Below are 26,361 nucleotides of genomic sequence, written 5' to 3' on the forward strand. Positions count from 1 at the left end.
TAGAATTTATTAAAAAGGAGCTTATGCTCCTTTTTCTTTGTTTAAGAATAAAGTACTAGGTGTTTATTATGATAATTTCAATGATTGCAGCAATGGCAAATAACCGTGTAATTGGCCTAGATAATAAAATGCCATGGCATTTACCTGCGGATCTTCAGCATTTTAAAAAAGTAACTACGGGTAAACCTGTGATCATGGGTCGTAAAACTTTTGAGTCAATAGGCCGTCCTTTACCTGGGCGTCGTAATATTATTATTACTCGAAACAGCGAATATACTGCACAGGGTATTGAAGTGGTAACTACACCAGAGGCCGCATTAGAACTAGTTTGTGCTGTTGAAGAAGTAATGATTATTGGTGGCGGTAATATTTATGAGCAATTTTTACCAAAAGCAGAACGCTTGTATTTAACCTTTATTGATTTAGATATTAAAGGCGATACACAGTTTCCTGATTACAATAAAGTTGCTAATTGGGACGTGAAAGAAGAGCAAGAAAACCTCCCTGATGAAAAAAACAAATCTAGTTATAAATTCGTAACTTTGTATAAAGAACATTAACATTATTGCGTAATTTTTGATAGATTGATATAATATTTGATAGTCTATATAAGAACAAAGTATTATAAAGGGTTTGTCATGTTTAAATTACCAAAGCTAGTTGCACTTACTGCTGTTGTCGCTGTAAGTTCTTTTTCGTATACAGCACCTGCAAATGCTGAAGATCAATTAGCAGTATCTATTTGTGAATATATTGCGGCAGACGATAAAAACCGATTACGCAGCAAGCTTAAAAGCTCTCGTGTAAAAATTCGTAATATTTATGATGCAGTACAATGTAATGGTAATAACTTATTACGCCATGCTGTTGCTAGTAATGCAGTGGATACTGGTGAGTATATAGTTAAAAACTTATCAAAAAGTGCGTTAACAGATGGTGCTGATATTGCTTGGGCTGAAGGCAACTTTGCTAGCTCACCACTTATTGCAGTGATTAAAGATCGCGCTGGTCTTTAATTATAAAAAGGTTTTATAACTCTACCTTCAGTAAGGTATTGTTAAATATTGATTAGTCTGAAGTTGTTATTAATAACAATCTCAGGCTTTTTTATTTAGCTAATGTAATCTCACCCCCCACCCCAACAAAATCATTAATAAGTTCACTATTTACCTATCTATTTTATATTCCCAAAGTGTAGAGTCTTCACTTTAAAAGCAGCTTCAAATTTACTCCTTCAAAAGAAGTAACTTTATTCAGCTGGTATCTATTTTGTATCTGCTAGTTTATTTACAAACTTAATCACTAAGGATAGATATGAAAGCTGTAATTCCAGTAGCAGGCTTAGGGACGAGAATGCTCCCTATGACAAAAGCTATTCCAAAAGAAATGCTCCCTATAGTTGATAAACCTCTAATTCAATATATTGTCAGCGAATGTGTATCTGCCGGTATTAAAGATATTGTATTAGTTACACACAGCTCTAAAAATGCAATCGAAAACCATTTTGATACAAGTTACGAGCTAGAAGCTACTCTTGAAAAACGTGTTAAACGTGCTTTATTAGATGAGATTCGCTCTATTTGTCCGCCTGATGTCACCATTATGAGTGTACGCCAAGGTGAAGCTAAAGGGCTAGGGCATGCTATTTTGTGTGCTAAGCCAATAGTTGGTGACGATAACTTTGTAGTGCTCCTGCCAGATGTGATACTTGATGCTTATACAGCGGACCAAAAAACTGAAAACTTAGCGGCCATGATTAAACGCTTTAAAGAAACTCAAGCAAGTCAAATAATGCTTGAGCCAGTAGCTAAAGAAGACGTTAGTAAATATGGTATTGCTGATATAAACGGTGTTGAGTTAATGCCAGGTAAAAGTGCTGCAATTAAAGCAATGGTTGAAAAACCTGATGCAGATTTAGCACCTTCAAATCTTGCTGTTGTAGGGCGATATGTACTGAGTAAGAATATTTGGCCTCTACTCGCAAAAACGTCTGTAGGTGCTGGCGGTGAAATACAACTTACAGATTCTATTGACGCATTAATGGCACAAGAAACCGTTGAAGCATTCCATATGAGTGGTCGCTCTCACGATTGCGGAGATAAGTTAGGCTATTTAAAAGCAATTGTAGAGTACAGCATGCGAGATAAAAAGTTAGGTAATGACTTTTCTCGCTTTATAAATGATTTGAATTTACCTTAACTACAGAGCAATAAATTTTATGAAAACTATAGAAGCTAAAATAGTTTTCATAAAATGTAGTGAACTCGGTCTATAAACCCAGAGTAGACTACTCTGGGTTACTAAGTTAGTTACACTTTACCTACACTGTAATAGGTTACGTAGTATGATTGTTACTTATTCTGTATAGATCTTTTAAAGGAACCACCATGATTGAGCAAGGCCAAGAATTACCATCGGTTACGTTAACGCAATTAACTGACGACGGTATGCAATCTCTTACAAATAAAGAGTTGTTTGAAGGTAAAAAAGTCGTGTTATTTGCAGTGCCAGGTGCATTTACACCAACGTGTTCAAATGCACATTTACCTGAATTTATTACTCTTGCTGATAAAATTAAAGCAAAAGGTGTTGATGCTATTTACTGTGTATCTGTTAATGATGCATTTGTTATGAAAGCATGGGGCGACTCGCAAAACGCGCAAGAAATTACAATGCTTGCCGATGGCGATGGAAGTTTCACTAAATCGTTAGGGCTTGATAAAGATACTGCTAGTTTTGGTGGTTTACGCTCAACGCGCTACGCTATGATTGTTGAAAATGCAGTAGTAACTGGTTTATTTGTAGAGCAAGACAAAGAGTTTATTGTAAGCCGTGCAGAATCAGTATTAGAGAAGCTATAACAGTAATAAAGTGTAGATTTTAGTTTTTATTAGTCAGCTAGCTACTATTTAAAAACCGATGTTGGAAACAACATCGGTTTTTTATTTACGGCTCAAACTTTAAATTACGGTTGGTATTGCCCGCTAATTGTTAAACCGGAAACGCGACTGAATGCGTTAATGCTTATATGCCATTTACCTACTTGCGGGCTGTTAAATGTACATGTTTCTTCATTACCGCCTTCATATGGGCGACAGTCATAACTTGAAATTGTTGGTTGGCTACCAAATTTAACATGTAAATCAGCATCCCCACTACCGCCTGAGGTTGTTACCGTAAATGTAGACATGTTAGCAGGGACATCTAAAGTGTAATGTTTCCATTGACCAGCATTAATACTTACATCACTTACAGAGCCACCACCAGCTTCAGGCTTCGTCGTGCTGGTTCCACTTGCTGCTGCAACAGCTGCGGCTGCATCAACAATACCCGTACCACAGCTAGTACATGTAGCAGGGAATGAACGGGTTGTTGATTTTAAAATACTTTCTATTTCGTCAGGCGTTGCATCTGGTTTTGCTTGCTTAATAAGTGCCGCAACACCTGCTACGTGAGGCGCAGCCATTGATGTACCTTGCGAATAACCGTAGCTGTCGCTTGAAGGTGTAGACGAACCTGAATTGTAAGTTGATAGAACACCTTCAGAGTCGTTTGCAAAACTTTGCGCGCCACCCGGTGCTGCAACATCAATATTGCTACCGTAGTTTGAGTAATAAGCTCGACCGCCATTACGACCTACTGATGCTACGTTTACTACACCATTACAGTTACCTGGGTTGTAGTTTGCTGAGTTATCGTTATCGTTACCTGCAGCAATAACTACTACAGTGCCGTTACTACGCGCGGTGTTAATTGCATTTTGAGTTGTCGAGCTACATGAACCGCTGCCACCTAAACTCATATTTATTACATCTGCAGGGTTTGAGTTAGCAGGAATGCCTGAAACACTTCCGCCAGATGCCCAAATAATACCGTCTGCAATATCAGAGGTTAAACCTCCACACTTACCAAGTACACGAACAGGCACTACTTTTGCGTTATAAGCTACGCCTGCAACACCTTCACCGTTATTGGTTACCGCAGCAACTGTGCCGGCTACGTGCGTGCCGTGCCAGCTAGAGTTTTGTGCACCGTTAGTGCCACATTCATTCGCAGCAACTGCATCACCAGGATCACGTGCATCGCTATCGCGACCACCGCCATCGTTAGCTACCGATAGGTTAGAGATCATATCGTAACCCGGTAAAATGTTAGCATTTAAATCGGCATGTGGGCGGTAACCCGTATCTAGTACAGCTACAACTACACCGCTACCCGTTGCGGTATCCCATGCAGTAGGTAAGTTTAAACCACCGGCTTGCTCGTAGTAGTGCCATTGGTCATCAAAGCGTGGATCGTTAGGAGTTGAAAACGGCTTTAACATTTGATCCACTTCAATGTATTCAACATTGCCTGAATCAACCATTTCTTGCATAAACTCTTGGGCCTCTGCCGCACTTAATTTTTTATCAGCACGCATTACGTGGTGGTTATTAAGTGCCATTGCACGAATATATTTTGCTTTTACTTTGCCTTTTTTAGAAGCGAAGTTTTTAACAAAGCTTTGTGCGCGCTTTTTCATGCTAGACGGGCTTGCGTCAGCAGTTGAAAAGCTCGCCAATTCGTTATTATTTTTATATTTAATAATGAACTGAGTTTCGAAACTGCCTTGGCTTTGTAGTTTAGCCGATGTTTCAGCCATTGAACTTGAAACTGATTGAGCCATGCCAGATGTTGCTGCAAAAAGCGTACTAACTGTAATTGCAATTGCGCATCTTTTAAAAGTTTTACTAGTTGTCATAATTATCCCTAGATTTTTATTTATTATTTCGTGATATAAGATCACGATGCGGGAACAAAAGTAAATCATCTGTTAACCAGGTTAAAATATCAATTTATTATGTACCTCTTTCATTTAGTTATAACCCAGGTTTTTAGCGGTTTACTCGTTGTTTAGTATTTGTCATGTAAATTAAAAATAAGTATAAAGGATTGTTTTATTGTGAGGGTAATTATTCCCCACTTATTACTGATGTGTTTTTGTTGTGTTATTACTAATAATTCAAATGCTGCGTTGTTAGCTATTAAACTTTGCTATAATCGAGCAAATTTTTTAATGAGATAAATAAATGACCCAAGTAGATGTAATTGTAATAGGTGCGGGAGCAGCAGGATTAATGTGTGCAGCGCAAGCTGGATACCGTGGCCGAAGCGTTACAGTACTTGATATGGGGAAAAAACCAGGTCGTAAAATTTTAATAAGTGGTGGTGGGCGTTGCAATTTTACAAATGAAAATGCAACCCCGGATAACTACCTATGCACAAACTCTCATTTTGTTAAATCATGCTTAAGTCGTTATACACAGCATGACTTTATTGAGCTGGTGGACAGACATGGCTTGGCGTATCACCATAAAACACTAGGCCAGCTTTTTTGCGATAACAATGCACAAGACATTGTTGATATATTACTGACCGAATGTGAGTGGGCCGGAGTAAATATAAAGCTACGCAGTGAAGTGATCAGCGTATCAAAAACCGAAACCGGCTATAGCGTTACCACAGAGCAAGAAACCTTAATTTGTGAGTCGTTAGTTATTGCATCGGGTGGCTTAACCATGCCAAAACTAGGGGCTACACCAATAGGCTATAAAATTGCAGAGCAGTTTGGCTTAAGCGTGTTACCAACCATGGCAGCACTTGTACCGTTTACTCTGCATCAGCATGATAAAGAGCGTTTTGAAGGGCTCTCGGGAATTAGTATTCCATGTGAAGTTTCAAGCGAAGACGGCACCGTATTTAAAGAAAATATCCTCTTTACTCACCGAGGGTTATCGGGCCCTGCAATATTGCAAATAAGCTCATTTTGGCGAGCAGGGCAGGCTGTCACTATAAACCTATTACCTGAAATTGATTTAAGGCAGCAACTTGCTGATTGGCGTGAAACACAAGCCCAAAAGTCGTTAAAAAACAGCCTTTCGACTATTTTACCTAAACGCTTTATAGAAATACTGCACGAAAGCAAAGCGATACCAGATTGTAATATTAATCAGCTTACACATGCTCAAATAGATGAGTTAGTAAATTATATTCATGCGTGGCAAATAAAGCCTAATGGGACCGAGGGCTATCGTACTGCTGAGGTAACTTTGGGCGGTGTAGATACCGACGAGTTGAGCTCAAAAACCTTTGAAGCTAAAAAAGCTAAAGGCCTATACTTTATAGGCGAAGTAACTGACGTAACGGGTTGGTTAGGGGGCTACAATTTCCAGTATGCTTGGAGCTGTGGATTTGCTTGTGGGCAGTACGCTTAAGTTTAGGCTATAGACCCATTTAAGTAAGTTGATTGAGCGATAACGGTTGAATCGTTATTGCTAACACATACTTTATTGCGTCCATTATTTTTAGCCTTATATAGCGCTGTATCAGCCCGCTCCAATAGTTTTAGCACTGTATCGTCTTTTTGTATCGTTGCTAACCCAATACTTATAGTAAATGCTATATTTGTAATGGTGTTTTCGGCAATATATTTTCTCAGGTCATCAGCTTTTTTAGCGCTATCATTTAAAGAGGTGTTCGATAAAATAATAGTGAATTCTTCTCCGCCCCATCGCGCAATAAGTGCATCATTTCCCATACGCATTTTTAATATTTTAGAAAATTCAGTGAGTACGTTATCGCCAACTAAATGCCCGTAGGTATCGTTTATATTTTTGAAGTGGTCTATATCGCAAATAAGTAAGCAATACGGGGTTTTAAAAACGTCATTTTTAGCAATTAACTGTGATAATTCAAAATCAAATTTTTGCCTGTTATAAAGCCCCGTTAACTTATCGGTTTCTGCTAAGTGTTGAATTTCTAAGTTACGGATAGATAATCGAGTGTATGCCGAAAATCGTGTTTTTTCGTAAAATCTAAAAATTAAAATATGAGCAAGACTTACCTCTATAAAATTAAATAAAGAGCCTAAGCCAATTGTTACGGTTTGCTGTTGTTGTAAATACACAAGATACGCACAAATAGCAAAAGCGACTGTACTAAATAGGCTTCCCCAGTTTCTTCCAACTAAAAAAAAGCTAAAAGGCGGGATTAACGTTGCCCAAAATAAAGAATGCGCATGTCCGCCTACAGAAATCACAAACATCATTATTAAGCTAATAACCATAAGGGTAACAGCCCACGCTGCTGCATTTACGTTGGCTGTTTTATTAAACTAAGTATAAATACCTAACGATATCGTAAGTCCTAAGGCATCAATTAAAGCAATGTCATAGCTTTCAAAATAAAAAAGATTGAGGAGTGTTAAAACTAAAAAGTAACATGTAGTTATTAGTAAAGAGTGAGCTATTAAGCGAGTACGCCAAAAATCCTTATGATCTTTAGGGTATTGTGGAAACTCTTTGTACCAAAAACCTAGCATAATGAACGACTCTTTAACCTCTGAATTTAGTGATTATTACCTATATAAGATTTTTACTATAGCTTTTTAACTTTGATTAAAAAGAGTATTGCAGGTTGGAAGTCAATTATTTATATAAAAGCTTAACGAGTTAAGCGCTAACCACGCTAAGCTTTATAATAATTCAGGTTATAGCTGAATAGTTAACTCTTTATAGCAGGGCGATAATCACTCTTAACGCCTGCGTAATTAGGGCCAAATATAGAAAGTCCTTTTGGCGTTGTAAACTCAACAGGTGCTGGCAAAATAATAACGGATACAGGCATACCTATTTCATAATTTGGGTTGGTGATTGGCGTACCCGCTTGTGTGTTTAGGCAACAAATTAAATCAGGGATGGTAACGTGTACTTCTCCATTTAAAAACGCAGCCATATTTTCGTTTTTAACCGTAATTTTATAACTGTTACCAGCAAACCCGCCAGTACCAGCAAGCATAACTTCCCCTATGGTAAAGCCTTCAAGTGTTTTAAATTCAAACTCACTAACAATTCCTTCAAACGCGACAAATCCATTACCTTGCTCGGCAACTACATTAATAGTGTTTTCATTTGAGTTGTTGGCTTCACGCATGGCTCTTCCAAGCTTTAATGCTTTACTTATCGTGCCGTGGATAACCGCATCTTTCATCTGTTCAATAGGAAGAATATGATCAATGGCTGCGATGTCGTTACGGCTTATTTTGGCAAGGGCACGCACTACGGTTTCAGCGCGTAAGTCATCCATAACGTTTTCACAAATAAAGCATTCGCCAAATTCGTTCGTGGTAATAATTGGTGCTGCGGGTAAATTATTTAAATAATAGGTTGAGTGGGTAATTTCAGGAACTGCTCGTCCAGCAGGGTCGGCATCAATAATGTAGCCGTCAAACATAGCCGCTAAATAAAACGATACCGCAGTGTTAGCGCCACCTAGTTCGCAACAAATCGTTCCGTAAATAGATTCTTTATTCATGTACTCAAGGGCGCGATCGTAGGCCGCTAAAATAGAATGCTTACCTGTACGTGGGAGATTAGCGTAAGCGCGCTCTTCCGTATCTGTTAGTGGCGAGATTGCCCCTAAAATATAAGGTGTGCATACAAGTTCGCCTGCGGGTACTTCATCTGCGCTAATAAGTTTAAACGTTTTACCTAGTGCAAGGGCTTCGTCAATGTAATTTATGCCTTCACTTAGCTCACCGCCACCACCGGTACCTAAAATGGCGCAGCCGTATAAAATATCAATTAGTTGTTCACGATTAAGAATTTGCATGTGTGTATCGCTATTGGTTATCTAAAAAAAGAGGCTGCCTTAAGATTGTTTAAAGCAGCTATTTGAGAGTTGAAATTAAAAGTCGTAGCTTAGCTCTACGCCGTAACTACGTGGTTTATTAGGTTGGCGCGCAAGTTCAGTAATCCCATCGCCATATAAAAATATATCTTCAATGGCACGCTCATCAGTGAGGTTGTCTACGTAAACTTGCACTGTCCATTGCTCAGATTTAACACCAACCCCCGCATTTAAGTAGGTGTAGCGTGATGACTCTACATCTGGAATATCAATGCTGAAGGTTTTAGGCCCTTCTATTAATACCTCAGCGCGGGAAAACAGTGACCACTGGCCGTTTAATTGCGTATTATGATTGGCCGATATGCTGTAGTTGTATTCAGGAACCCAAAACTGTGGTCTGCCAGTAAGCTCAGGGCGCAGTGCAAAGCTTTTTATTTCTGAATCAATAATACCGGCGCTTAGGTTTATGCTTAAATTGCTGGTGGCTGCATAGGCGGCTTCTAGCTCTAAGCCTTTGGTTTGTACTTCATCAATTGATAGATTTTCGAGGGTGAAGGTATCTACATTAAATTGCGTAAACTGAGCATCGTCTTGGTCAATAATAAACGCAGCTCCATTAAGGGTTACTTTGCTATCAAACAAAGATGTTTTAAAACCCATTTCGTAGCTATCAGACACTTCTTGATCAAAGGTACGGCTAATTCCTTCTGCAGGCTCATTAAAGCCGCCACTTCTAAATCCGTGCGAATAACCCGTATAAAGTAAAAAATCATCCGTAACTTGGTATCCTAAAGTTACTTTTGGCTGTAGTTGGCTAAACGACTTTTTAGCGTAAGTATCTATTTTATTAGTTGGGTCAAACGACTCGCGAGTATCGTGATCGTAACGTAGTGCGCCGGTTAGCTCTAACTGCGAGGTAATATCGTAGTTAAATTGCCCCGCAAGAGCCCACGCATCACTGCTGTTATTATCGATAATAGATAAGTAAGGTTCATCGTTTACAAAGTCTTTACGGGTGAGTATTTGTGCATCCGTAAAGTCATCATAAAAAAGTACCGCAGTGTCGCGGTCACGCTGTTGATAAAATGCCGACACAGACCATCTAAACTCCTGATCTGACTGAGATATAAATCGAGACTCAACAGTTAACGATTCAACATCGTATAATCCCTCAGTACCAAACGGTGCTCTAAAAAAACCGTCTTCGTCAATAAAAGTTGCATCGGCAGAGTAGTCGCCATCGTAAAAGTGCTCGTTTTCTGAATTGCTGTAGGCAGTTACAAACTCAAACTTACCTAAATCGTAATGTTGCGTCAGCTTAGCGCTTAGCTCATATACATCACGCTCATCTTCGTTAATAATATTTTGTGAGGTATTAATAGAGAAGTCTTCAATGGTGTCATTGTTTACGCTTTGATAGTAAGCAAAACCTGCTTCGCTTGACGTGTATTTACCTCTAAGGTTTATTGATGTGTCTTCAGTCAATTCAAATTCTAATTGCGAAAATACAGATTGTTCTTTTAATGGATCGGCTTTATCGCCCGTATAAGTATTTTTAATAAGGCCATCGGTATCTTTTATATAACCACCGGCTCTAAAATAAGCTGTGTTTTCATCATTTAAAGACCCTGATACAACCGCATTTAGGTTATAGGTATTACCATTACCAATTGAGCCTTTAACTTTACCTTCAAAGTCTTCAATAGGTTTTTTTGTCGTAACAATAACCGCGCCACCAATAGCGCCTCTACCGTACAACGCGCCTTGCGCACCACGCATAACTTCAATGCGCTCAATATCTACTAAGTCTTGGTTAATAAACTCTAAATCGGGGGCGGTTACACCATCAACAACAAATGCGAGTGGCGGATCGCCTACTTGCGGTGTAATTAACCCTCGAATAGTTATGCGCGCAAGGCCGGGTCTAAAGTTATCAAGTTGCGATAGATTAGGCGTTAAATTAGCAACATCACGAAAGCTGGTAATACGAGATTTTTCAATCGTATCGGCGCTAAAGGCGGTAACAGAGTCTGGCACGTTTTGAATTGACTCAACACGTCCTCGAGAGATAACAGAAATTTTTTCGATAGTGTTAGCTGTATTATTTTGTTCTTGTGCATTAACGTGTGACAAGCACGATAAACTCACCGCCGATGCTAAAAGCGTTTTATGGAATTTTGTTCTATTGTATCTGCTCATGTTATATGTCCTAATGTCACGACTAAGGTAATGTTTTTAACGTACAAACATTGTCGCTTTTTCAGACAAAATAATATTTTGTAAAACCTCAAATGAGCACAAACATATTGTGAAAATATCTAGCAGGCGCTAAGTTTTATGTACATTTTGACAATAGGTTTACAAAATTAATTATTTTTCAATGTGAAACCAGTTATGAAAAAAACGATAAAAATAGACAGATATAACCAAAAAATATTAGCAATAGTGCATCTTACTGCTGATCTCACTAATATAGAGTTAGCAGAGCGAGTAAACCTTTCTCCCAGCGCTTGTTTTCAACGCGTTAAAGCATTAAAAGAAGCTGGGTATTTTCGTACATTTCATGCCGATATTAATCTTGAACAAATATGTGAGCATGTGTTTGCCTATATGGAGTTTACTCTTGAGGACAATAATTTAGCTGCTAGGCGTAAGTTTTTAGCTGAAATACACGATATCCCTGAAATAATGGATTGCATGCAGTTAAGTGGTGATATTGATTATATTTCGTTTTGTTGTTTTGCAGATATTCAGGCGCTTAACGCAATGTGCGATAGGTTAACGGGCAGTAGTAATTATACGATTAAAAAATTAACCACACGTATCGTGCTTGAGCGAGCCAAGTTCTTTTTAGGCTACCCGCTTGAAAAGCTAAGATGGCGAGACGAAATGAAAATAGAAGAAGACGAACAAGGCGCTGATTAGCGCCTTGATTAGTTATAAGTGCTTATCAACTGGTTTTGGCTTAATTAACTTTACAAAAAAAGTATAAATAATTGCGGTTAAAATAATGGCATCAATAACAGTAATGCCACTCAATGACACGTTAAATATCGCCCCATTACACACAGCAAATGCCGCACCTACAAACCAAGCCGTAAATGCAGGTACCGAAAAGCGCGCGTTATTAGTAAGCGTACTGGCGTTATACGCGTCAGGCTTTATAAATAATGCATCAACAATAATAACGCCTGCAACGGGCACAAAAATATCTGACAAAAATGCTAAAAAGCTAATAAACATATCTAAAATATTTATAAATGCCGCGCCAACTCCTACTAGCCCTAATAAAACAATAACCCACTTTTTATGCCAATGCGGAAAAGTTGCCTCTACACTGAGTGCGGTACTGTATAAGTTTAGTGAATTTAAAATCCAACTTCCTGCAATCACAATAAAAAAAGCCGAAAATCCTAGGTTGAGCGCAAGCATTAAACTCAATATTTCGGTTTCTTGCATGGCAGCTGCTGCAAATACAGCTACAAAAATAACGAGCAGTTCAATAATCATATAAGCAATAAAAGAGGTGTATATGCCGCCACGTTTTTGTTTAGAAAAACGGGTTATATCGGGCAAGATAATTGCGCCAATAATAACGCCACCAACAATAGCGGCTACACCATCTTCAAGTGATAAGTCTGCCGACTTTTCTAAATTAATAAAATCAATAAATGGCATGTTATCTAATGCGCCAAATAGCATCATTGCAGTCACAACAGCTAAAATGGGGATCATAATAGAGGCTAGTACATTAATAGCTTTAAATCCGTATAACGTCGTTATGAGCATGGCGCAGCCAGCAGCTATATCAATTGGCCACTCAGGCATAATAATATTAAATTCAGCGCTCAGTAGGCGTATTACTGCATTCGAAAATAAGTCAATATTTACTCCAAACCAGCCAATTAATGACAAAGCAAAAGCTATATTTACAATGCCAGCACCTGCATTACCAAACGCTATTTTTACTAACAGATAAGAGCTTAAGCGGCTTTTTACACCTATCGTACCCATCGCACCGCCAATTACGGTTAAAATGATAGATCCAATGACTAACGCCCAAAGTGTATTACTCACACTTGAACTTTGATGAATTTCTAAGCCGGTTATAAATGTGGGTAATGAAAAGCTTAGCATTGCAGCAATTGCGGCAATACGTGGCCAAGCAACTTGTTCGCTTGTGCATATGGCGTGGGGATCTTTCTCGTTGGGCATTACCTGTTCTCTTATTTTTATATCTTTAATATTACTATACGCTGCTGGCGTGCAAAATTTTCTATTATTGGTGTGGTATTCAAAAGATTAGGTTTAAAAAATGGCTGTAAAAAAATATTATTTTGTTAAGTTGATAACCCTTTTTGAGGTGAATTAAATCCAGCGCAAAAAAAACCGCCAAACTGGCGGTTAAAAGGTCTACACAATACTGTAAAAGTTATAACTACATAGTTACTTTAATAGTTCGAGCACATCAAAACAGGCACCCATTGTATGGTAATCAGTTTTACCTATTGGGCTTTTCATAGCGTCTATTTTTTTATTGTCAGCGGTTAAAATTCTAAACCAAGCTCCGTATTTATGATCGACTAAATGCTGCCACGAATACTGCCAAATTTTGTCATACCATTGCTGATATTTTTCATCCCCTGTTGCTTGATAAAGATACGCGGCACAACACAGAGTTTCGGCTTGCACCCAAAAGTATTTATCGTCATCGCAAATAGTTTTATCAGGGGCAAAGCCGTAGCAAATACCGCCGTGTTTTTTATCCCACGCTACATTTATTGAGTTATCAAATAAGGCTTGAGCGCGTTCAATAAGCCATTTTTGTGGCTTATGCTTATTTAAAAACATAAGCAGTTTTGACCACTCTGTTTGATGGCCAGGTTGAAAGCCCCACGGACGAAATAAATTTTTAGGATCGTCTTTGTTGTACTCTAAATCGACCTGCCAATTTATATCGTAATGCTCCCAGATTAATCCGCCCATTAAACTAGCTTGGCGGTTAACCATGTTGTCGGCAAGTGTGAGCGCACGGTTTAAAAATATTTCGTCTTTTATGGCTTCATAAGCGGCAATAAGTGCTTCACAAGTATGCATATTGGCATTTTGGCCGCGGTATGAATCACATTTTGTGAAGTCGCTGTTATGCTGATCTTTATATAAACCGGCTTTTGCATCCCAAAAATGTGTTTCCATTGTTTGAAATGTATCGTTTAGGTATTCGCGCGCCTCTGTAACACCTGCGCGATATGCCCAGCTGTACGCTAAAATAACAAATGCAAAGCCATAGCAATGATTGGTGTTATCAAGCACGGTAGCTTGACCGTTTTCAACTTTTAATAACCAGTTGTAGCCACCAGTTTGCTCAACAAGGTGATGCTTACGAATAAACTCAATCCCCGATTTAACACGGTTTAGGTACTTTTCGTCATTAAAGGTTTGGTACGCACGCGCATAGTTAAATACAAAACGAGTAGAGCTTACTAAGTGGCGCGTGTGTTTATCAAATACCTCACCGTTATCAGAAAAGTTTTGGTAAAAACCACCGTGTTCATCGTCAATATTTGGCTCATAAAACGCTAACGTGTCGCTAATGTGCTGCGTTAAAAATTCACGGCTTTTAAAGTTGTCAGGTGTGCTTTTCATAGTTCGCTCCTAAAATCGTATAGAGACTTTTGGTTAGGTAGGGAGTTAAATGCCCCTTTGTAAGATGCGGCATGGGCACCACATAACGAAGCAAATTCAAAAATAGTATTTAGCTTTGCATTATTTTCACAAAGGGTACTAAAGCTCGCTGGTGTTAATGCGTGTAAACCAAGCTGGTATAGTAAACCACCAACAAACGCATCTCCTGCAGCAGTGGCATCAACCATAGTAACCTTTTTAGGGTGAAGCGTTTGCTTGGCATTTTTTGTATACCAATGCATAGGGTTGCATGCATCGGTAACTACAAATAGCTCGCAACCGTTATTAAGTGTTTGTGCAATAAACTCATCGCTCGATTGCTCACCCGCTAAGTATTCAAGCTCTTCTTTTGAGGCTTTAATAATTGAGCAGTCTTTTAATAACGGTAAAATATACTCGCGAGGGTTGGCATCGCTTGGCCATAAATTGAGGCGCAAGTTAATATCAAAGCTCACAATTGAGTTATTTTGTTTTGCAAATTTAACACCGTAAGCGGTGGTGTTTCTGATGTTTTTGTCGGTTAATGTGTTTGAGCAAATATGAAAAATATCGCATTGCTCAAACCATTCGCTACTAAAGTCATCGTTACTAAAGTGCAAATCGGCGGTGTTATCACGGTAAAACTCAAACGTGCGATCGCCATCGTTATCGAGTGATACAAACGCGAGGGCGGTTTTGGCTTGGTTGGTAAAACGCATAAAGTCGGTTTTTACACCTTGCTCTTTTAATGCATTATGTAAAAAGTCGCCAAAGCTATCAGTGCTTAGCATTCCTGCAAAGTAGGCATTACCGCCTAGCTTTGCAATGGCAACGCTTACGTTTGCAGGCGCACCGCCTGCAAACTTTGTAAACGCTTCGTGTTCGTTGCTGTTTTGGCTCAATTTATTTGAAAGTAAATCAACCAGTACTTCACCAAAGCATATTGTGTGTTTCATGATCTTGCCTTAGTTGTTAGTCAAGTAGCCAATGTAATGCTATTGCAGCTGTCCACGAGAAATCTTTACCACCACAGCCTGCACCTGTTTCTGGGTTAAAATATTCGTAGTAGCCTGACTTAACAACTAGGTTGCGCGTATCATCTTGAATTTTTTCGGCGGTTGTTACAAAGCCGGCTTCTTTAAGGCCTATGGCTATCATCCAGTTGATGTGTAACCAAATCGGGCCACGCCAGTAGCGTTGTGGCTCGTATTTTTCTTCTTTAGGGTGAGTAGAAGCCACACTAAATTGGCTCGACTCAATAAAGTCTTTGGTGGCTGTATTAATTATTTTAGTTTGCTCATCGCTTGTTAAACCTGCATATACAGTTAATAGCGCGGCTGATGTTTTAACTTTAGCCAAGCTGTTAGTTAAAACATCTCTGCAATAAAAGTACTGGCTTTGTTCACACCATAAAGTATTTATGGCTTGCTCTGTTATTTGTAAACGCTGTGCTAAGTAATCAGTGCGAGCATCGATTAAGCCAAGTTGTTCACCCATTTTGAGTAAATCTTTGGTTGCACGATGCAAAATAGCAATAATACCTAGGTCATTCATTTTGTACGGACAGGTTTCGTAAATTACTTTGCTGTCAAAATTGTTACGTTTGAAAAAGTCTACAAGGTATAAAAAGCGGTCGTACTCACTTTTATGTGGACGCTGAGAAGAATCTACATGACTTGTATCACGGCGCGTATATTCCCAATCTACACATGGCACAGCATGAAGAGCGTCATCCCATGATGGGCTGTTATCCATGCCCGATTCCCACGGGTGGTAGGTTACTACTAAGCCTGTTTTTTCAGGATCTCGGTCGTTGTACCACCATAAATGATAATCAACTACTTGTGAAAATAACGCTTTAACTTTTTGTTCTGCAAGTGCTTTATCTTTAGCGCTGGCAAGCATTTCTTTCATTACGGTGGCGACTACTGGCGGCTGTGAAATAGACGTACTTTTAATTTTTTTATCCGAACCCCATACGTCAGGGCCAGGGAAATAAGTATCAGAATCTTTATGAAACAAGATGTGCGGCACCATGCCATCATCCCATTGGCCTGAAAATAACACATCAATTTCTTGCCATGCGCGGCTTTCGTCTGATTTCATCCAGCCTAGCGCTGTAATGGCTGAATCCCAGTTCCACTGAAACGGGTATAGGCCATGTGTTGGTACTGTATAGCCACCTAAGTCGTTTGCTATAAGTGTTTTAGTAGCAAGGTCTGCAAGCGATGAAGCCGTTGCTGAGTCAATTTTACCGCTGTTTATAGTAGTCATATTGGGTGCTCTTTGTGTGTTATTTCCGATTTGGACAATATTAAAGCACTCATTATGGGTTGTAAATGTTTTTTTTCTGTGCTTAAATCCTGTTCGAAGTAACAAAAAACTAACATGTTTACTTGATTATTTCGGCTTTGCTTAGCCACACTCTAAGTAAATACACACAGACAACTAGCACAATTGGAGAATACCCGTGAATAAAACAACGATCGCCTCTATTGTATCTTTATGCCTTGCACAGGGCGCTTATGCAGCAGAAGAAGCTGCACCAGATACAGCAAAAAAAGCTAACAACGTTGAGCGTATTATCGTCTCTGGTACCAGTAAAGGGCGTGTTATTTCAGACACTCCACAATCAGTAACATCTATTAGCGAAGACGAGCTGGTAAAGCTGTCCTCAAGTAGCCAAGCGGATGTGCTTCGCTATATTCCGGGTATTAAAGTAGAAGGCGGTGGCGGTGAAGTCGCTACTAACCTACAAGTAAGAGGATTACCTTCATCGGGTCAGTTTCAATTTACGCCGCTATCTTATGATGGTTCACCTACGCTGAGTGTTTTTGGTTTGAACTCATCGGCGTTTGATGTGTATTACCGTAATGATTTGGGTATTGAACGCGTAGAGTTTGTGCGTGGTGGTGTATCTAATTTATTTGGCCAAGGCTCTGTGGCCGGCATTATTAACTATATTTCTAAAACGGGCAGTGACGATCCGCAAAGCAACGTACAAATGGAGCTTTCTGATCAAGGGCGTACTCGCTTAGATTTTGCAACGAGCGGCCCGCTTAACGAAGACGGCTTATATTATGCGCTTTCTGGTTTTTACCGTTACGACGAGGGCCCTTTAGATACAGGCCTTGAGACTAAAGGTACACAGTTGCGTGGTAATATTCGTAAAGAATTTGATGATGGCTCTGGCTCATTTACTGTTTACGGACAGTACATTGACGACCAAGCGCAGTTTTACTTACCTATTCCACTTGATGGCGACAGCCGCGAGCGCTTAATTGGTAACGATGGTCGTGAAGTCGAATCACTGCAAACGGCGCAAGTATCTAACTTAACGTACGATACAGCAAATGGTCGTTATGAATCGCCAATCAGCGATGGTGTAGTTACTAAAGGTGGCTCTATTTCAGTGGTGTTTGAAAAAGAGCTCGCTAACGATTTTGCCATTAATATGCGCAGTAAATACGCTAAATACCAACACGAATTTAATCTATTTTTAGACGGCGACGGTATTATTAATGTACCTGAAAGCCAAGACGACTTTTTAGCTAATAGAGGGCTAGGTGATGCAAGCGGTGCTGAGTTTTCTTATGTTAATTCAGGTGTCGCACTTGCAAGTGATGACTTACTATTTGCTAACCGTATTTTAGACCGCGATCGCCCAGCTGAAGATTTTTCTGCAGAGTTTAATATCATCAAAAGTATTTTTGTAGGTGATTTTAGCCACGATATTACAGTTGGTACATTTTTCTCGCACAGTGAAGCCGACGACGATAACGTTATTACAACTTATTTAGGTGAATTTAATAACAACCCTCGCTTAATCAACTTAACGTATACAGATGTTAATGGCGACGAGGTTCAGTACACTCAAAATGGTATTAGTGGTCCAGGCATTTCTTATACTAATCAAACCATTAGCGCTACCCGCCGAGCATTGTACGTAGCGGATCAAATGGAAAGTGACGACTGGATTTTTGACTTTGGTGTTCGCTACGAAGAAATTGAAGGCAAAATTAGTCGCGAAGGCAGCCAAGTAGTTCAGATTTCAGATGATCCAACGCTTGCACCTAACTTACAAGTTAACACTACGGGCAGTGGTGTAATGACTTACGGCGAAGTCGACACGTCTGAATTTGCTGTATCAGGGGCGGCGTTATATCGCTTAACTGATAATTTAAATGTATATGCCAATGCATCTCGCGGGTTTTTCTTCCCAGAAATTAGAGGTATTCAGTTTAATGATTTAGGCGAGCCTGCCAGCTACGAAGCCGAAATTGTTGAGCAAGGCGAGCTTGGTATTAAGTTTTTTGATAACGACTTTAGCGGTAGCATTGCGTTATTTAGAACTGACTTAAAAGACAGACGCAGCGTAGACTTTGTAAATGATGGTAATGGGGGTGTATTAGAGCTGCCAGTTATGCAATCAACTAAAGCAACGGGTGTTGAGCTTACCGGTCGTTACGATATTACCGATGAGTGGGCTGTTGATGCCAATATGACCTATACCGATCACGAATTTACTGAATTTGACTCAGACCCTTCTATTATTGGTAACGAATTACGTCGTAAACCAAAAATATTATTTAACTCATCTATTAGCTACACCGCAGATAACTGGGATGCTTCTATTTATCATAACTTTACAGGTAAAAACTTTGCTAACGATGCAAACTCTGTAGAACTTGATTCATTCCACTTATTTAGATTTGATGCAGGCTATAACTGGCAAGTTGCACCAGAGCAAACAGTACGCTTAAGCGTTGGGGTATTTAACCTGTTTGATTCTGACGGTGTTACTGAAGGTTCACCTCGTCTAGGTAATAGCCAAACGGCAGATAACCCATACTTTGTCGGTCGCCCAATTCTCCCACGACGCGTTACTTTAAGAGTTAAATACGACTTTTAAATAAATGCTTTATGCCTATTAACTCACTTTGGGGTTAATAGGCTTTTTGCATTGTGATGCATTTTTCAGCTAAGTTAGCTACAGGTTTATCTTTTTAACTAGGCTCGTTTATTAAAAAGATAAGGGCAGGTAGCCATTTGGTATTTTATTTTTGAAAAGGCGCAGTGTTTTCATATTGTGAATACGCGAATTAATTATGAATATATTAGATTTTTCAATAGTTGCTCTTTATCTTGGTGCCTTATTGGTAATGGGATTTATGCTACGCGAACAAACCAATAAAAATGATTACTTTTTAGGAGGTAAAAGCTTAGGTTGGAAACCTTTGGCTTTGTCGGTAATGGCCACTCAGCTTTCGGCTATTAGCTTTATTTCGGCTCCTGCATTTGTTGGTTTGCGTGAAGGTGGTGGTATGCAATGGCTCTCGTATGAGCTGGGTGTTCCGCTGGCGATGATTTTAATTTTAGCGACTATTTTACCCAAGCTTTATAAAAGCGGCATTGTCAGTATTTACGACTATCTAGAGATGCGCTTTGGGCGCTCAACCCGTGTACTTATTAGTGTGGTTTTTCAATTTAGCCGTGCGTTTGCGACCGGCATTATGATTTACGCGGTATCGCTTATTTTACAAGGCACCATGGGAATAGAAGCATGGCAAGCTATTGTACTAACAGGCGTTATAACCGTTTTATATTCACTGCAAGGCGGGATGAAAGCCGTAGTGTACGGTGATGCGATTCAAATGATCATCATTGTATTGGGTACTATTGCTTGTATTGGGTTTGGACTATATCACTTGGGTGGGGTTGATACCTTTATTGCCAATGTTGATTCGAGCCGATTAGAAGCGATTAAGTTTGATTCATTTGGTTTTAGTGATGATGGCTTTGGCTTTTTACCGATGATTTTTGGTGGTGTGGTACTTTACGCTTCTTACTATGGGTGTGACCAAACGCAAGCGCAACGTGCGCTCAGTGCAAAAGATCCTAAAAACCTACGCTACATGATTTTAGCAAATGGTGTAGTGCGCTTTCCTATTACTATTTTATATTGCGTGTCGGGTTTAATTGTTGGCACTCTGGCAATGAGTAACCCTGAATTTTTAGCAAAAATTCCAGCAGATAACCCTGATTGGATGATGCCTATATTTATTTTAGATTACCTACCGCATGGCTTAATTGGTTTATTGGTTGTCGCTATTTTGTCGGCAGCGATGTCGTCACTTAGCTCTGCAATTAATTCACTTTCGGCGGTAAGTATTGAAGATTACAGCCGTATATCTAATAAAGAGCTAGACCAACCATCTTACTTAAAGTTAGCTAAATACTTAGGTTTAGCATGGGGCGCAATTACCTTAGTACTATCACTTTTTGCCGGTGACATAGCGCCGACCATTATTGAAGCTATTAACAAAGTCGGCTCGTTATTTTATGGCCCAATACTGGCAGTATTTTTAGTTGCTGTACTAAGTAAACGCAGTGCTGCATTGCATGCCAATATTGGCTTAATTAGTGGTGTATTAATTAACTTGTTGGTGTCGGTATTTGCGCCTGATATTTTCTGGTTTTGGTGGAATTTTATCGGTTTTGTAAGCGCTGCTGTGATTATTTATGTTACGAGTCGTTTAATTCCAAGAGAGGTAAACGAAGTAACAAAAGTACAAAATGCCGAGACAGTATCAAACTCAATTTTAACTGGCAAAGATATCGTTATGCTACTTAGCATGTTTATTGTGATGATATTAATTTGTTTAGCTATTCCTTCAATTTTTTCGTGAGCTGTGACTAATGGATTCTAAAAAGTCGTTTTTAATTGATTTATTTACCACTGCGGTAAATGCCTGTAAACCAAGTGCTTGCATGAGTAAGTATTTAGAAAATATAGATGCAAGCAAAGGTTTGTGTGTAGTAGGGGCGGGTAAAGCCGCCGCTGAAATGGCCGCCGAAGTTAATCGCTTTTATGGTGATAAATGTTTTGGCGCAGTGGTAACGCGTTATGGCTACGAAAGTAGCGGCGATACTGGGCGAATTAAAGTGCTTAGTGCAAACCACCCAACACCAGACGATAACAGCTTAGCTGCTGGCAAAGAGTTATTGGAGCTTGTAAAAAATAATCCGGCTGATATTCCTATTTTGTTTATTATTTCGGGGGGCGGTTCGTCGTTGATGTGCCTACCTGTTGATGATGTGCCTTTTTCACAAAAGCAAAAGCTTAATCAGTTTTTACTTAGAAGTGGTGCAAGCGTTGATGAAATAAATGTAGTGCGTAAGCAGTTGTCACTTGTTAAAGGCGGTAAGTTAGCGCAGGCCGCTAAGTCGGATTACGTTACGCTTATTATTTCAGATGTAGTAGGGGACAAACCAAGTGATATAGCATCAGGCCCTACCATTAGCGATGGCAGTACTAAAGCCGATGCACTGGCTATTTTACAAAAGTACAATTGGCCGGTAATTGCAGAGGTTGAAGCGCATTTATTAAAACCAGAGCAAGAACGAGTTGCTGACACCGTGGGTGAGTACTTTATTGTTGCAAATGCGCAGCATGCTATTGATAGTGCTATAAGTGTTGCACAGCACGAAAGCTGGGAAACCCAGGTACTAGGGTATGATATTCAAGGCGAGGCTAAAGAAGTTGCAAAGCAACATGCGGCTATCGCTCTTGAGCAAAAAGCCCAAGGCAAGCGCGTTATGTTGTTCTCAGGTGGCGAGCTTACAGTAACCGTTGCTGATGTTTATGGCGATGGCGGGCCCAATCAAGAATACTTAATGGCGTTGGCTGAGGCACTTAATGGCGAAGCGGGTATTTACGCACTTGCTTGTGATACAGATGGTGTAGATGGTAGTAAAGATGTAGCGGGTGCTTACATAAATAGCACAACGGTTATACGGGCACAAAGCGCAGGAGAGAGCCTTCAAGCGCAATTAGAAGGGCATAATAGCCATCAGTTTTTTAAAGCAATTGATGATTTAATTATTACTGGGCCAACTAACACAAATGTGAACGATTTTAGAGTGATAGTGATTGAGTAGGCGCAGTTTGCCCACTTGTTCTTTATAATGGTTTCACGTAATCTTGTGCTCCAATTTTGTTAGGGTTAATACCTATGTTTTCGTTAAACAACAGTAACTTATTACGCTCTGGTTTTGAGCTTGGAAAAGGCGAAAAGCTATTTCAAGATATTGAGCGCGATATTATAAAAGTGGTGTTTTGGGAAAAGTGCGTAACTCAAAGTCATATTGTGAGCGCAACTCGTATTCCACAGCAAACTGTGTCGCGTTTACTTAAGTCGTTAACCCAGCACGGTGTAATTGTACAAAGCGATACGCTTATTCCTAATAAAAAAGGTAAGCCGGGGTTTGGCATTGCCCTTAACCCCGATTACGGATTTACCTTTGGCTTAGCTATTTTACTTGATGCTATTTCGCTTGCTGTAATGGATTTTACGGGAAAGGTGGTTTACACCCATATGCAGCTAATGTCGGATATGAGCATTAATAATGTGCTTAAATGTGCACAAAAGCTGGTGGAAGAAATAAGCGCTGAGCGTGACATTCCAAGTGAAAAAGTACTGGGAATGGGCGTGGGTATCTCTGGCTTTTTTAGCTCAATGGATGGGAAAATGAATACCCACCATATGCTAGAAGAGTGGTCGCAGGTTGATATTATCGATATTGTGTCGCAGCATTTTCAGCTCCCAACTTGGGTTGTTAACGATGCTACAGGCGCAGCCGCAGGTGAAGGTGTTGCTGGTATTGGTCGTGAATATAAAAACTTTGTTTATATGTTTGTGTCGGCCGCATTTGGTGGTGGTATTGTAAATAATGGCGACGTACTGCGCGGTACATACGGAAACGCAGGTGAGCTTGGCGACATGCTACCGCCTAAATTATATGCCCACCCTAATCTTGAATTACTAAAACGTATTTTGAAAAAAAATGGCGTAGCGGTTACTTCTATTTACGACCTGCATGACAACTTTGACCCCGATTGGCCTGGCGTTGAAGAGTGGCTGTTTAAGGTTCAAGACTCATTTGATTTAGTGGCAACCTGTTGCTCTGCATTATTAGATGCTGAAGCGATTATTATTGGTGGCCATATTCCAAAAGAGTTGGCTGAAAAAGTTATTGCACGAACTGAGGTTTATGCACAATTTAGACGTGGCGCTAAACGCCCTATGCCAAAGCTGGTGGTTTCTAATATTGATAATTTTCCGGTATCAATTGGCGCAGCCACATTGCCATTTAGAGAGTTGTGTTTGTAGGGTAAAAAATACACATTTTAAAAACAAAAAAGCCGATATTGTTTTATGTAATATCGGCTTTTTTTGTGTGGGTTATTTACTCTTCAACGAATGCCTCGCCTTGTGTCATCCACTTCGCAGCTGGTTTGCCTTTTAAGTAATGATCAAAGTACTGCATCATACGTACTGAAAAATCGACCTGATTAGGAAACTTTTTCAAGTGGTGTGGTTCACCTTCGTATTGTAAAAATGTAGCATCTTTTCCTGCACGGCGCAGAGCTAAGTAGTACTGCACGCTCTCATGCCAAGGTACTGCATCGTCTTTGTCGCCAGACATTATTAAGATAGGCGTATTAACTTTGTCTGCAAAAAATACTGGTGAGTTTTCTATATAAAGTTCTGGTGCTTCAAATAAGTTTTTGCCAATACGGCTTTGTCCTGTTTCGTATTGAAATTGACGAGCAAGGCCCGATTTTAAACGTATGCCACTGTAAGCACTTGTCATGTTTGATACTGGAGCGCCAGATACAACCGCTTTAAACATATCTGTTTGGGTTATCATAAACGCACTTTGATAACCTGCCCAAGAGTGACCTTGTAAGCCTATTTTATCTGGGTCGGCTATGCCTAAATCTATTAATTTTTGGGTGGCGTTTATCATGGTTTGCGTTGACGATTTACCAGGGTGACCTATTTCAAAACGAATATCAGGTAAAAATACCGCATAACCGTTTGAGGTAAACATAGGGAAGTTAGGGCGATGGTTTAATTCCATTTTTGGAAAATCAAACATGCGCTGACTCATGTAACGATAAAAATACACAACCACAGGTACTTTATCGCCTTTTTTATATCCCGCTGGTTTTATTAGTACGCCTTGTAAATCTTCGCTGTCAAAGCCTTTATAGCTTATTAGTTCTGGCTTTTCGCCCCAGGCAAAATTACTAATTTGTGGGTTTAGGGTAGTCACTTGTTTTGGTGCGCTAAAGCTAAAATCTGTTTGGTAGTAATCAGGAAATTGGCTATAAGTTTGCGAGGTAAATAAGTACTTGTCAGCCTTTTTGGCTTTTTTAACCATATCAAAGCGTTTATTATCGCTAAGCACCTTAGTTATTGTGTTAGTGGTTAAGTCGAGCTTTGCAACTTCGCTTTGTTTAGTTTGTAAGTTAATAGCAGAGACAAGTAATGTATCGCCTTTTTTAAAGCCCACTTGGGTTTTATCAAGCTTAATAACACGGTACTGCGTATTGCTTTGCTTACCATTAGTTAGGCGTTTAGCTTGCTTAGTTTTTACGTCAAATGCCCAAATATCGTATTTACTATAAGCAAGCACTTGGCTGCTATCGGTCATCCAACCAGCAAAACCATAACCAGGTTGAGTAGATGGGTAGTCGTGTTTATCATCAGCAAAGGTTGCCTGAATCGCTTTTGTAAGCGATGTTACTTTATTATTTTTTAAATCTTTTAACTGTATTTGGCTATCGCTAAAATAAGCCGCAAACTCACCATTAGGGGCAAGGCTCGGTCTAAACGGGTAGTTACTTATAATTGGAGTTTGTTTACCGGTATTTATATTTACTGCAAAGTAATCAGCAAAAAAACCGCCGTACATTATTTTTTCTAGGTAGGGGATGTTAGATGAGCCAAGTAAAGACACATCTCGCTGAGGGTTTAGTGCAACCTCAGGCATGTTTGGTGTACTAAGTTGCGCAACTTTTTGCGAGTTAACGTGATACACCGCACTGTAATGGCGATTTTTATTAACTTCGTTCCATTGCTGCTCTTCACGTGGTTTTATTTGCGCATCGTTGTTGTGCCATACATTAAGGCCTTTGTGTTCAACAATGGTGTCAAAATCATACAGTGAGGCTTCGTCGGTATATTCTTTAGTTTTTACTTTGGCTGCTAATTTTGGATGGTTTTCAAAATATAAGCGCTCGCCATTTTCTGACCATTCAAGGGTGGCTGTTTTCCCTAAAACCCAGGTTTTATTAGGTGAATCTATAGTTGAGAGCTTCTCGTTTTTATATAGCTGTAAAGTGTAGCTTCGACGGCGGGTGTCATCATTTACATAGTTACCCAATGTAAACGCTGCAATATTGTCAGTTGGGTGCCACGCTATTTTATTTGCGATTACGCCCGGTTCATCAATTAATACGCTGCTATTAAAGTCACTGAGCTCAATTAACGCTATTTGGTTGTTATTACCATCGCTGTAACTTTGACTCACTAATAGCTGGCTGTTAGCTGAGTTAATAGCGTAGCTAAATACGTTTTCTATTGTATGGGAGCGTTTATCAGATAAATTTACGATAACAAGCGCATAGCTCTTATCTTTTTTATCGGGCGTGATAGCGTTGTCTTCTTCGTTTTTAGTGCTATCGGTTTTATCTTCTACTTTTGCGTCATCGTCTTTTTTATTTAAACGATAAGCAAGCCACATACCGTCATCAGATAACGTGTAATCTTTTACATCAGCAAAGCTTTGTTGAGCACCTGATTGTGTGTTTACGAGTACCAGATTGTTTTTAAATGTGTCTTTTTTTTTGGTTGTTTCTTTTTCAAGTAAGGTAGGTACTTGTGTAAAAGCGACCCAGTTAGCGGCTTTATTAATATGAGGCTTAGTGCCGCGCTCTACTTCGGCGATGAGAGTATTGCTTTGTAGTGAGTAAACTTGGCCAGTTGCACTTCCACGATACGGCGTTGCACTAAAAGTGAGTACTTGACCATTGTCAGATAGTTGCGTGCTTTTAGCTGATTTAAAACTAAAAACGTCTTTAAATTGTAGCGATTCTTTGGCGTGTATGCCGGTGCTAGTTAAGCTGGCAACGAGTGCCGTGCTTAATAAGGTGAGTTTTGTTTTCATTATTGATTCTCG

Annotated in this window: 18 protein-coding genes and 1 pseudogene; 10 read left to right on the top strand and 9 right to left on the bottom strand. The window is 39.6% G+C overall.

What is annotated here, in order from left to right:
• Positions 1-68 precede the first annotated feature (68 nt).
• From folA to GQR45_RS03585, 4 genes are all read left to right on the top strand, one after another.
• Positions 69-560, top strand: coding sequence for a type 3 dihydrofolate reductase (folA, locus tag GQR45_RS03570; RefSeq protein WP_024593608.1), 492 nt, complete (start codon positions 69-71; stop codon positions 558-560).
• Positions 561-638: 78 nt separating this feature from the next.
• Positions 639-1,016, top strand: coding sequence for a DUF3718 domain-containing protein (locus tag GQR45_RS03575; RefSeq protein WP_007586082.1), 378 nt, complete (start codon positions 639-641; stop codon positions 1,014-1,016).
• A 298-nt stretch (positions 1,017-1,314) separates the two neighbouring features.
• Entirely contained in the window at positions 1,315-2,199 is an 885-nt protein-coding gene (gene galU, locus GQR45_RS03580; protein ID WP_007586080.1) for a UTP--glucose-1-phosphate uridylyltransferase GalU, read from the top strand.
• 188 nt (positions 2,200-2,387) lie between these two features.
• Positions 2,388-2,861, top strand: coding sequence for a peroxiredoxin (locus GQR45_RS03585; protein ID WP_165725145.1), 474 nt, complete (start codon positions 2,388-2,390; stop codon positions 2,859-2,861).
• Between the two features lie 104 nt (positions 2,862-2,965).
• Here the strand turns inward: GQR45_RS03585 and GQR45_RS03590 are convergent, their stop codons facing one another.
• The gene (locus GQR45_RS03590; protein WP_165725146.1) at positions 2,966-4,741 is read right to left on the bottom strand and encodes a S8 family peptidase; all 1,776 of its coding nucleotides are present in this window, start codon (positions 4,739-4,741) and stop codon (positions 2,966-2,968) included.
• A gap of 328 nt (positions 4,742-5,069) precedes the next feature.
• Between GQR45_RS03590 and GQR45_RS03595 the strand changes: the two genes are divergently transcribed.
• A complete protein-coding gene (locus GQR45_RS03595; protein ID WP_165725147.1) occupies positions 5,070-6,254 on the top strand; it encodes an NAD(P)/FAD-dependent oxidoreductase in 1,185 nt (394 codons plus the stop codon).
• Between the two features lie 2 nt (positions 6,255-6,256).
• Here GQR45_RS03595 and GQR45_RS03600 read toward each other — a convergent pair.
• From GQR45_RS03600 to GQR45_RS03610, 3 genes and pseudogenes are all read right to left on the bottom strand, one after another.
• Positions 6,257-7,360: pseudogene (locus tag GQR45_RS03600) on the bottom strand (GGDEF domain-containing protein).
• Between the two features lie 182 nt (positions 7,361-7,542).
• On the bottom strand, positions 7,543-8,649 hold the full coding sequence (locus GQR45_RS03605) for a DUF917 domain-containing protein (RefSeq protein WP_165725148.1): 1,107 nt from the start codon (positions 8,647-8,649) through the stop codon (positions 7,543-7,545).
• Between the two features lie 75 nt (positions 8,650-8,724).
• Complete coding sequence (locus GQR45_RS03610; protein WP_165725149.1) at positions 8,725-10,866, bottom strand: TonB-dependent receptor; 2,142 nt, start codon at positions 10,864-10,866, stop codon at positions 8,725-8,727.
• A gap of 195 nt (positions 10,867-11,061) precedes the next feature.
• Here GQR45_RS03610 and GQR45_RS03615 point away from each other — a divergent pair, with 195 nt between their 5' ends.
• Complete coding sequence (locus GQR45_RS03615) at positions 11,062-11,592, top strand: Lrp/AsnC family transcriptional regulator (RefSeq protein ID WP_165725150.1); 531 nt, start codon at positions 11,062-11,064, stop codon at positions 11,590-11,592.
• Positions 11,593-11,604: 12 nt separating this feature from the next.
• On the opposite strand, the gene GQR45_RS03620 is transcribed toward GQR45_RS03615, so the two are convergent.
• The 4 genes from GQR45_RS03620 to GQR45_RS03635 form a co-directional block, all read right to left on the bottom strand.
• Positions 11,605-12,882: a cytosine permease gene (locus GQR45_RS03620; RefSeq protein ID WP_165725151.1), complete on the bottom strand. Its 1,278-nt coding sequence runs from the start codon at positions 12,880-12,882 to the stop codon at positions 11,605-11,607.
• 231 nt (positions 12,883-13,113) lie between these two features.
• Complete coding sequence (locus GQR45_RS03625; protein WP_165725152.1) at positions 13,114-14,313, bottom strand: AGE family epimerase/isomerase; 1,200 nt, start codon at positions 14,311-14,313, stop codon at positions 13,114-13,116.
• The gene (locus tag GQR45_RS03630) at positions 14,310-15,287 is read right to left on the bottom strand and encodes a carbohydrate kinase (RefSeq protein WP_165725153.1); all 978 of its coding nucleotides are present in this window, start codon (positions 15,285-15,287) and stop codon (positions 14,310-14,312) included. The genes GQR45_RS03625 and GQR45_RS03630 overlap by 4 nt, the downstream gene beginning before the upstream one ends.
• A 16-nt stretch (positions 15,288-15,303) precedes the next feature.
• On the bottom strand, positions 15,304-16,605 hold the full coding sequence (locus GQR45_RS03635; RefSeq protein WP_165725154.1) for a trehalase family glycosidase: 1,302 nt from the start codon (positions 16,603-16,605) through the stop codon (positions 15,304-15,306).
• 196 nt (positions 16,606-16,801) lie between these two features.
• Between GQR45_RS03635 and GQR45_RS21550 the strand changes: the two genes are divergently transcribed.
• The 4 genes from GQR45_RS21550 (at position 16,802) to GQR45_RS03655 (ending at position 23,504) form a co-directional block, all read left to right on the top strand.
• Complete coding sequence (locus GQR45_RS21550; RefSeq protein ID WP_165725155.1) at positions 16,802-19,243, top strand: TonB-dependent receptor; 2,442 nt, start codon at positions 16,802-16,804, stop codon at positions 19,241-19,243.
• A 196-nt stretch (positions 19,244-19,439) separates the two neighbouring features.
• Complete coding sequence (locus GQR45_RS03645) at positions 19,440-21,020, top strand: sodium:solute symporter (RefSeq protein ID WP_165725156.1); 1,581 nt, start codon at positions 19,440-19,442, stop codon at positions 21,018-21,020.
• Between the two features lie 10 nt (positions 21,021-21,030).
• Positions 21,031-22,272 (top strand): DUF4147 domain-containing protein, encoded by a 1,242-nt coding sequence (locus GQR45_RS03650; protein WP_165725157.1) that lies wholly within the window; start codon positions 21,031-21,033, stop codon positions 22,270-22,272.
• Between the two features lie 74 nt (positions 22,273-22,346).
• On the top strand, positions 22,347-23,504 hold the full coding sequence (locus GQR45_RS03655; RefSeq protein WP_007586058.1) for an ROK family transcriptional regulator: 1,158 nt from the start codon (positions 22,347-22,349) through the stop codon (positions 23,502-23,504).
• A 76-nt stretch (positions 23,505-23,580) separates the two neighbouring features.
• On the opposite strand, the gene GQR45_RS03660 is transcribed toward GQR45_RS03655, so the two are convergent.
• Complete coding sequence (locus GQR45_RS03660; RefSeq protein ID WP_165725158.1) at positions 23,581-26,349, bottom strand: prolyl oligopeptidase family serine peptidase; 2,769 nt, start codon at positions 26,347-26,349, stop codon at positions 23,581-23,583.
• Between the last annotated feature and the right edge of the window lie 12 nt (positions 26,350-26,361).

It is taken from the genome of Pseudoalteromonas sp. SA25, assembly GCF_011378705.1.
In the GTDB taxonomy this organism is placed as follows: Bacteria; Pseudomonadota; Gammaproteobacteria; order Enterobacterales; family Alteromonadaceae; genus Pseudoalteromonas; species Pseudoalteromonas arctica.

Coding starts and splice junctions, on each gene's coding strand:
- folA (WP_024593608.1), top strand. CDS start 69: ATGATAATTTCAATGATTGCAGCAATGGCAAATAACCGTGTAATTGGC.
- GQR45_RS03575 (WP_007586082.1), top strand. CDS start 639: ATGTTTAAATTACCAAAGCTAGTTGCACTTACTGCTGTTGTCGCTGTA.
- galU (WP_007586080.1), top strand. CDS start 1,315: ATGAAAGCTGTAATTCCAGTAGCAGGCTTAGGGACGAGAATGCTCCCT.
- GQR45_RS03585 (WP_165725145.1), top strand. CDS start 2,388: ATGATTGAGCAAGGCCAAGAATTACCATCGGTTACGTTAACGCAATTA.
- GQR45_RS03590 (WP_165725146.1), bottom strand. CDS start 4,741: ATGACAACTAGTAAAACTTTTAAAAGATGCGCAATTGCAATTACAGTT.
- GQR45_RS03595 (WP_165725147.1), top strand. CDS start 5,070: ATGACCCAAGTAGATGTAATTGTAATAGGTGCGGGAGCAGCAGGATTA.
- GQR45_RS03605 (WP_165725148.1), bottom strand. CDS start 8,649: ATGCAAATTCTTAATCGTGAACAACTAATTGATATTTTATACGGCTGC.
- GQR45_RS03610 (WP_165725149.1), bottom strand. CDS start 10,866: ATGAGCAGATACAATAGAACAAAATTCCATAAAACGCTTTTAGCATCG.
- GQR45_RS03615 (WP_165725150.1), top strand. CDS start 11,062: ATGAAAAAAACGATAAAAATAGACAGATATAACCAAAAAATATTAGCA.
- GQR45_RS03620 (WP_165725151.1), bottom strand. CDS start 12,882: ATGCCCAACGAGAAAGATCCCCACGCCATATGCACAAGCGAACAAGTT.
- GQR45_RS03625 (WP_165725152.1), bottom strand. CDS start 14,313: ATGAAAAGCACACCTGACAACTTTAAAAGCCGTGAATTTTTAACGCAG.
- GQR45_RS03630 (WP_165725153.1), bottom strand. CDS start 15,287: ATGAAACACACAATATGCTTTGGTGAAGTACTGGTTGATTTACTTTCA.
- GQR45_RS03635 (WP_165725154.1), bottom strand. CDS start 16,605: ATGACTACTATAAACAGCGGTAAAATTGACTCAGCAACGGCTTCATCG.
- GQR45_RS03645 (WP_165725156.1), top strand. CDS start 19,440: ATGAATATATTAGATTTTTCAATAGTTGCTCTTTATCTTGGTGCCTTA.
- GQR45_RS03650 (WP_165725157.1), top strand. CDS start 21,031: ATGGATTCTAAAAAGTCGTTTTTAATTGATTTATTTACCACTGCGGTA.
- GQR45_RS03655 (WP_007586058.1), top strand. CDS start 22,347: ATGTTTTCGTTAAACAACAGTAACTTATTACGCTCTGGTTTTGAGCTT.
- GQR45_RS03660 (WP_165725158.1), bottom strand. CDS start 26,349: ATGAAAACAAAACTCACCTTATTAAGCACGGCACTCGTTGCCAGCTTA.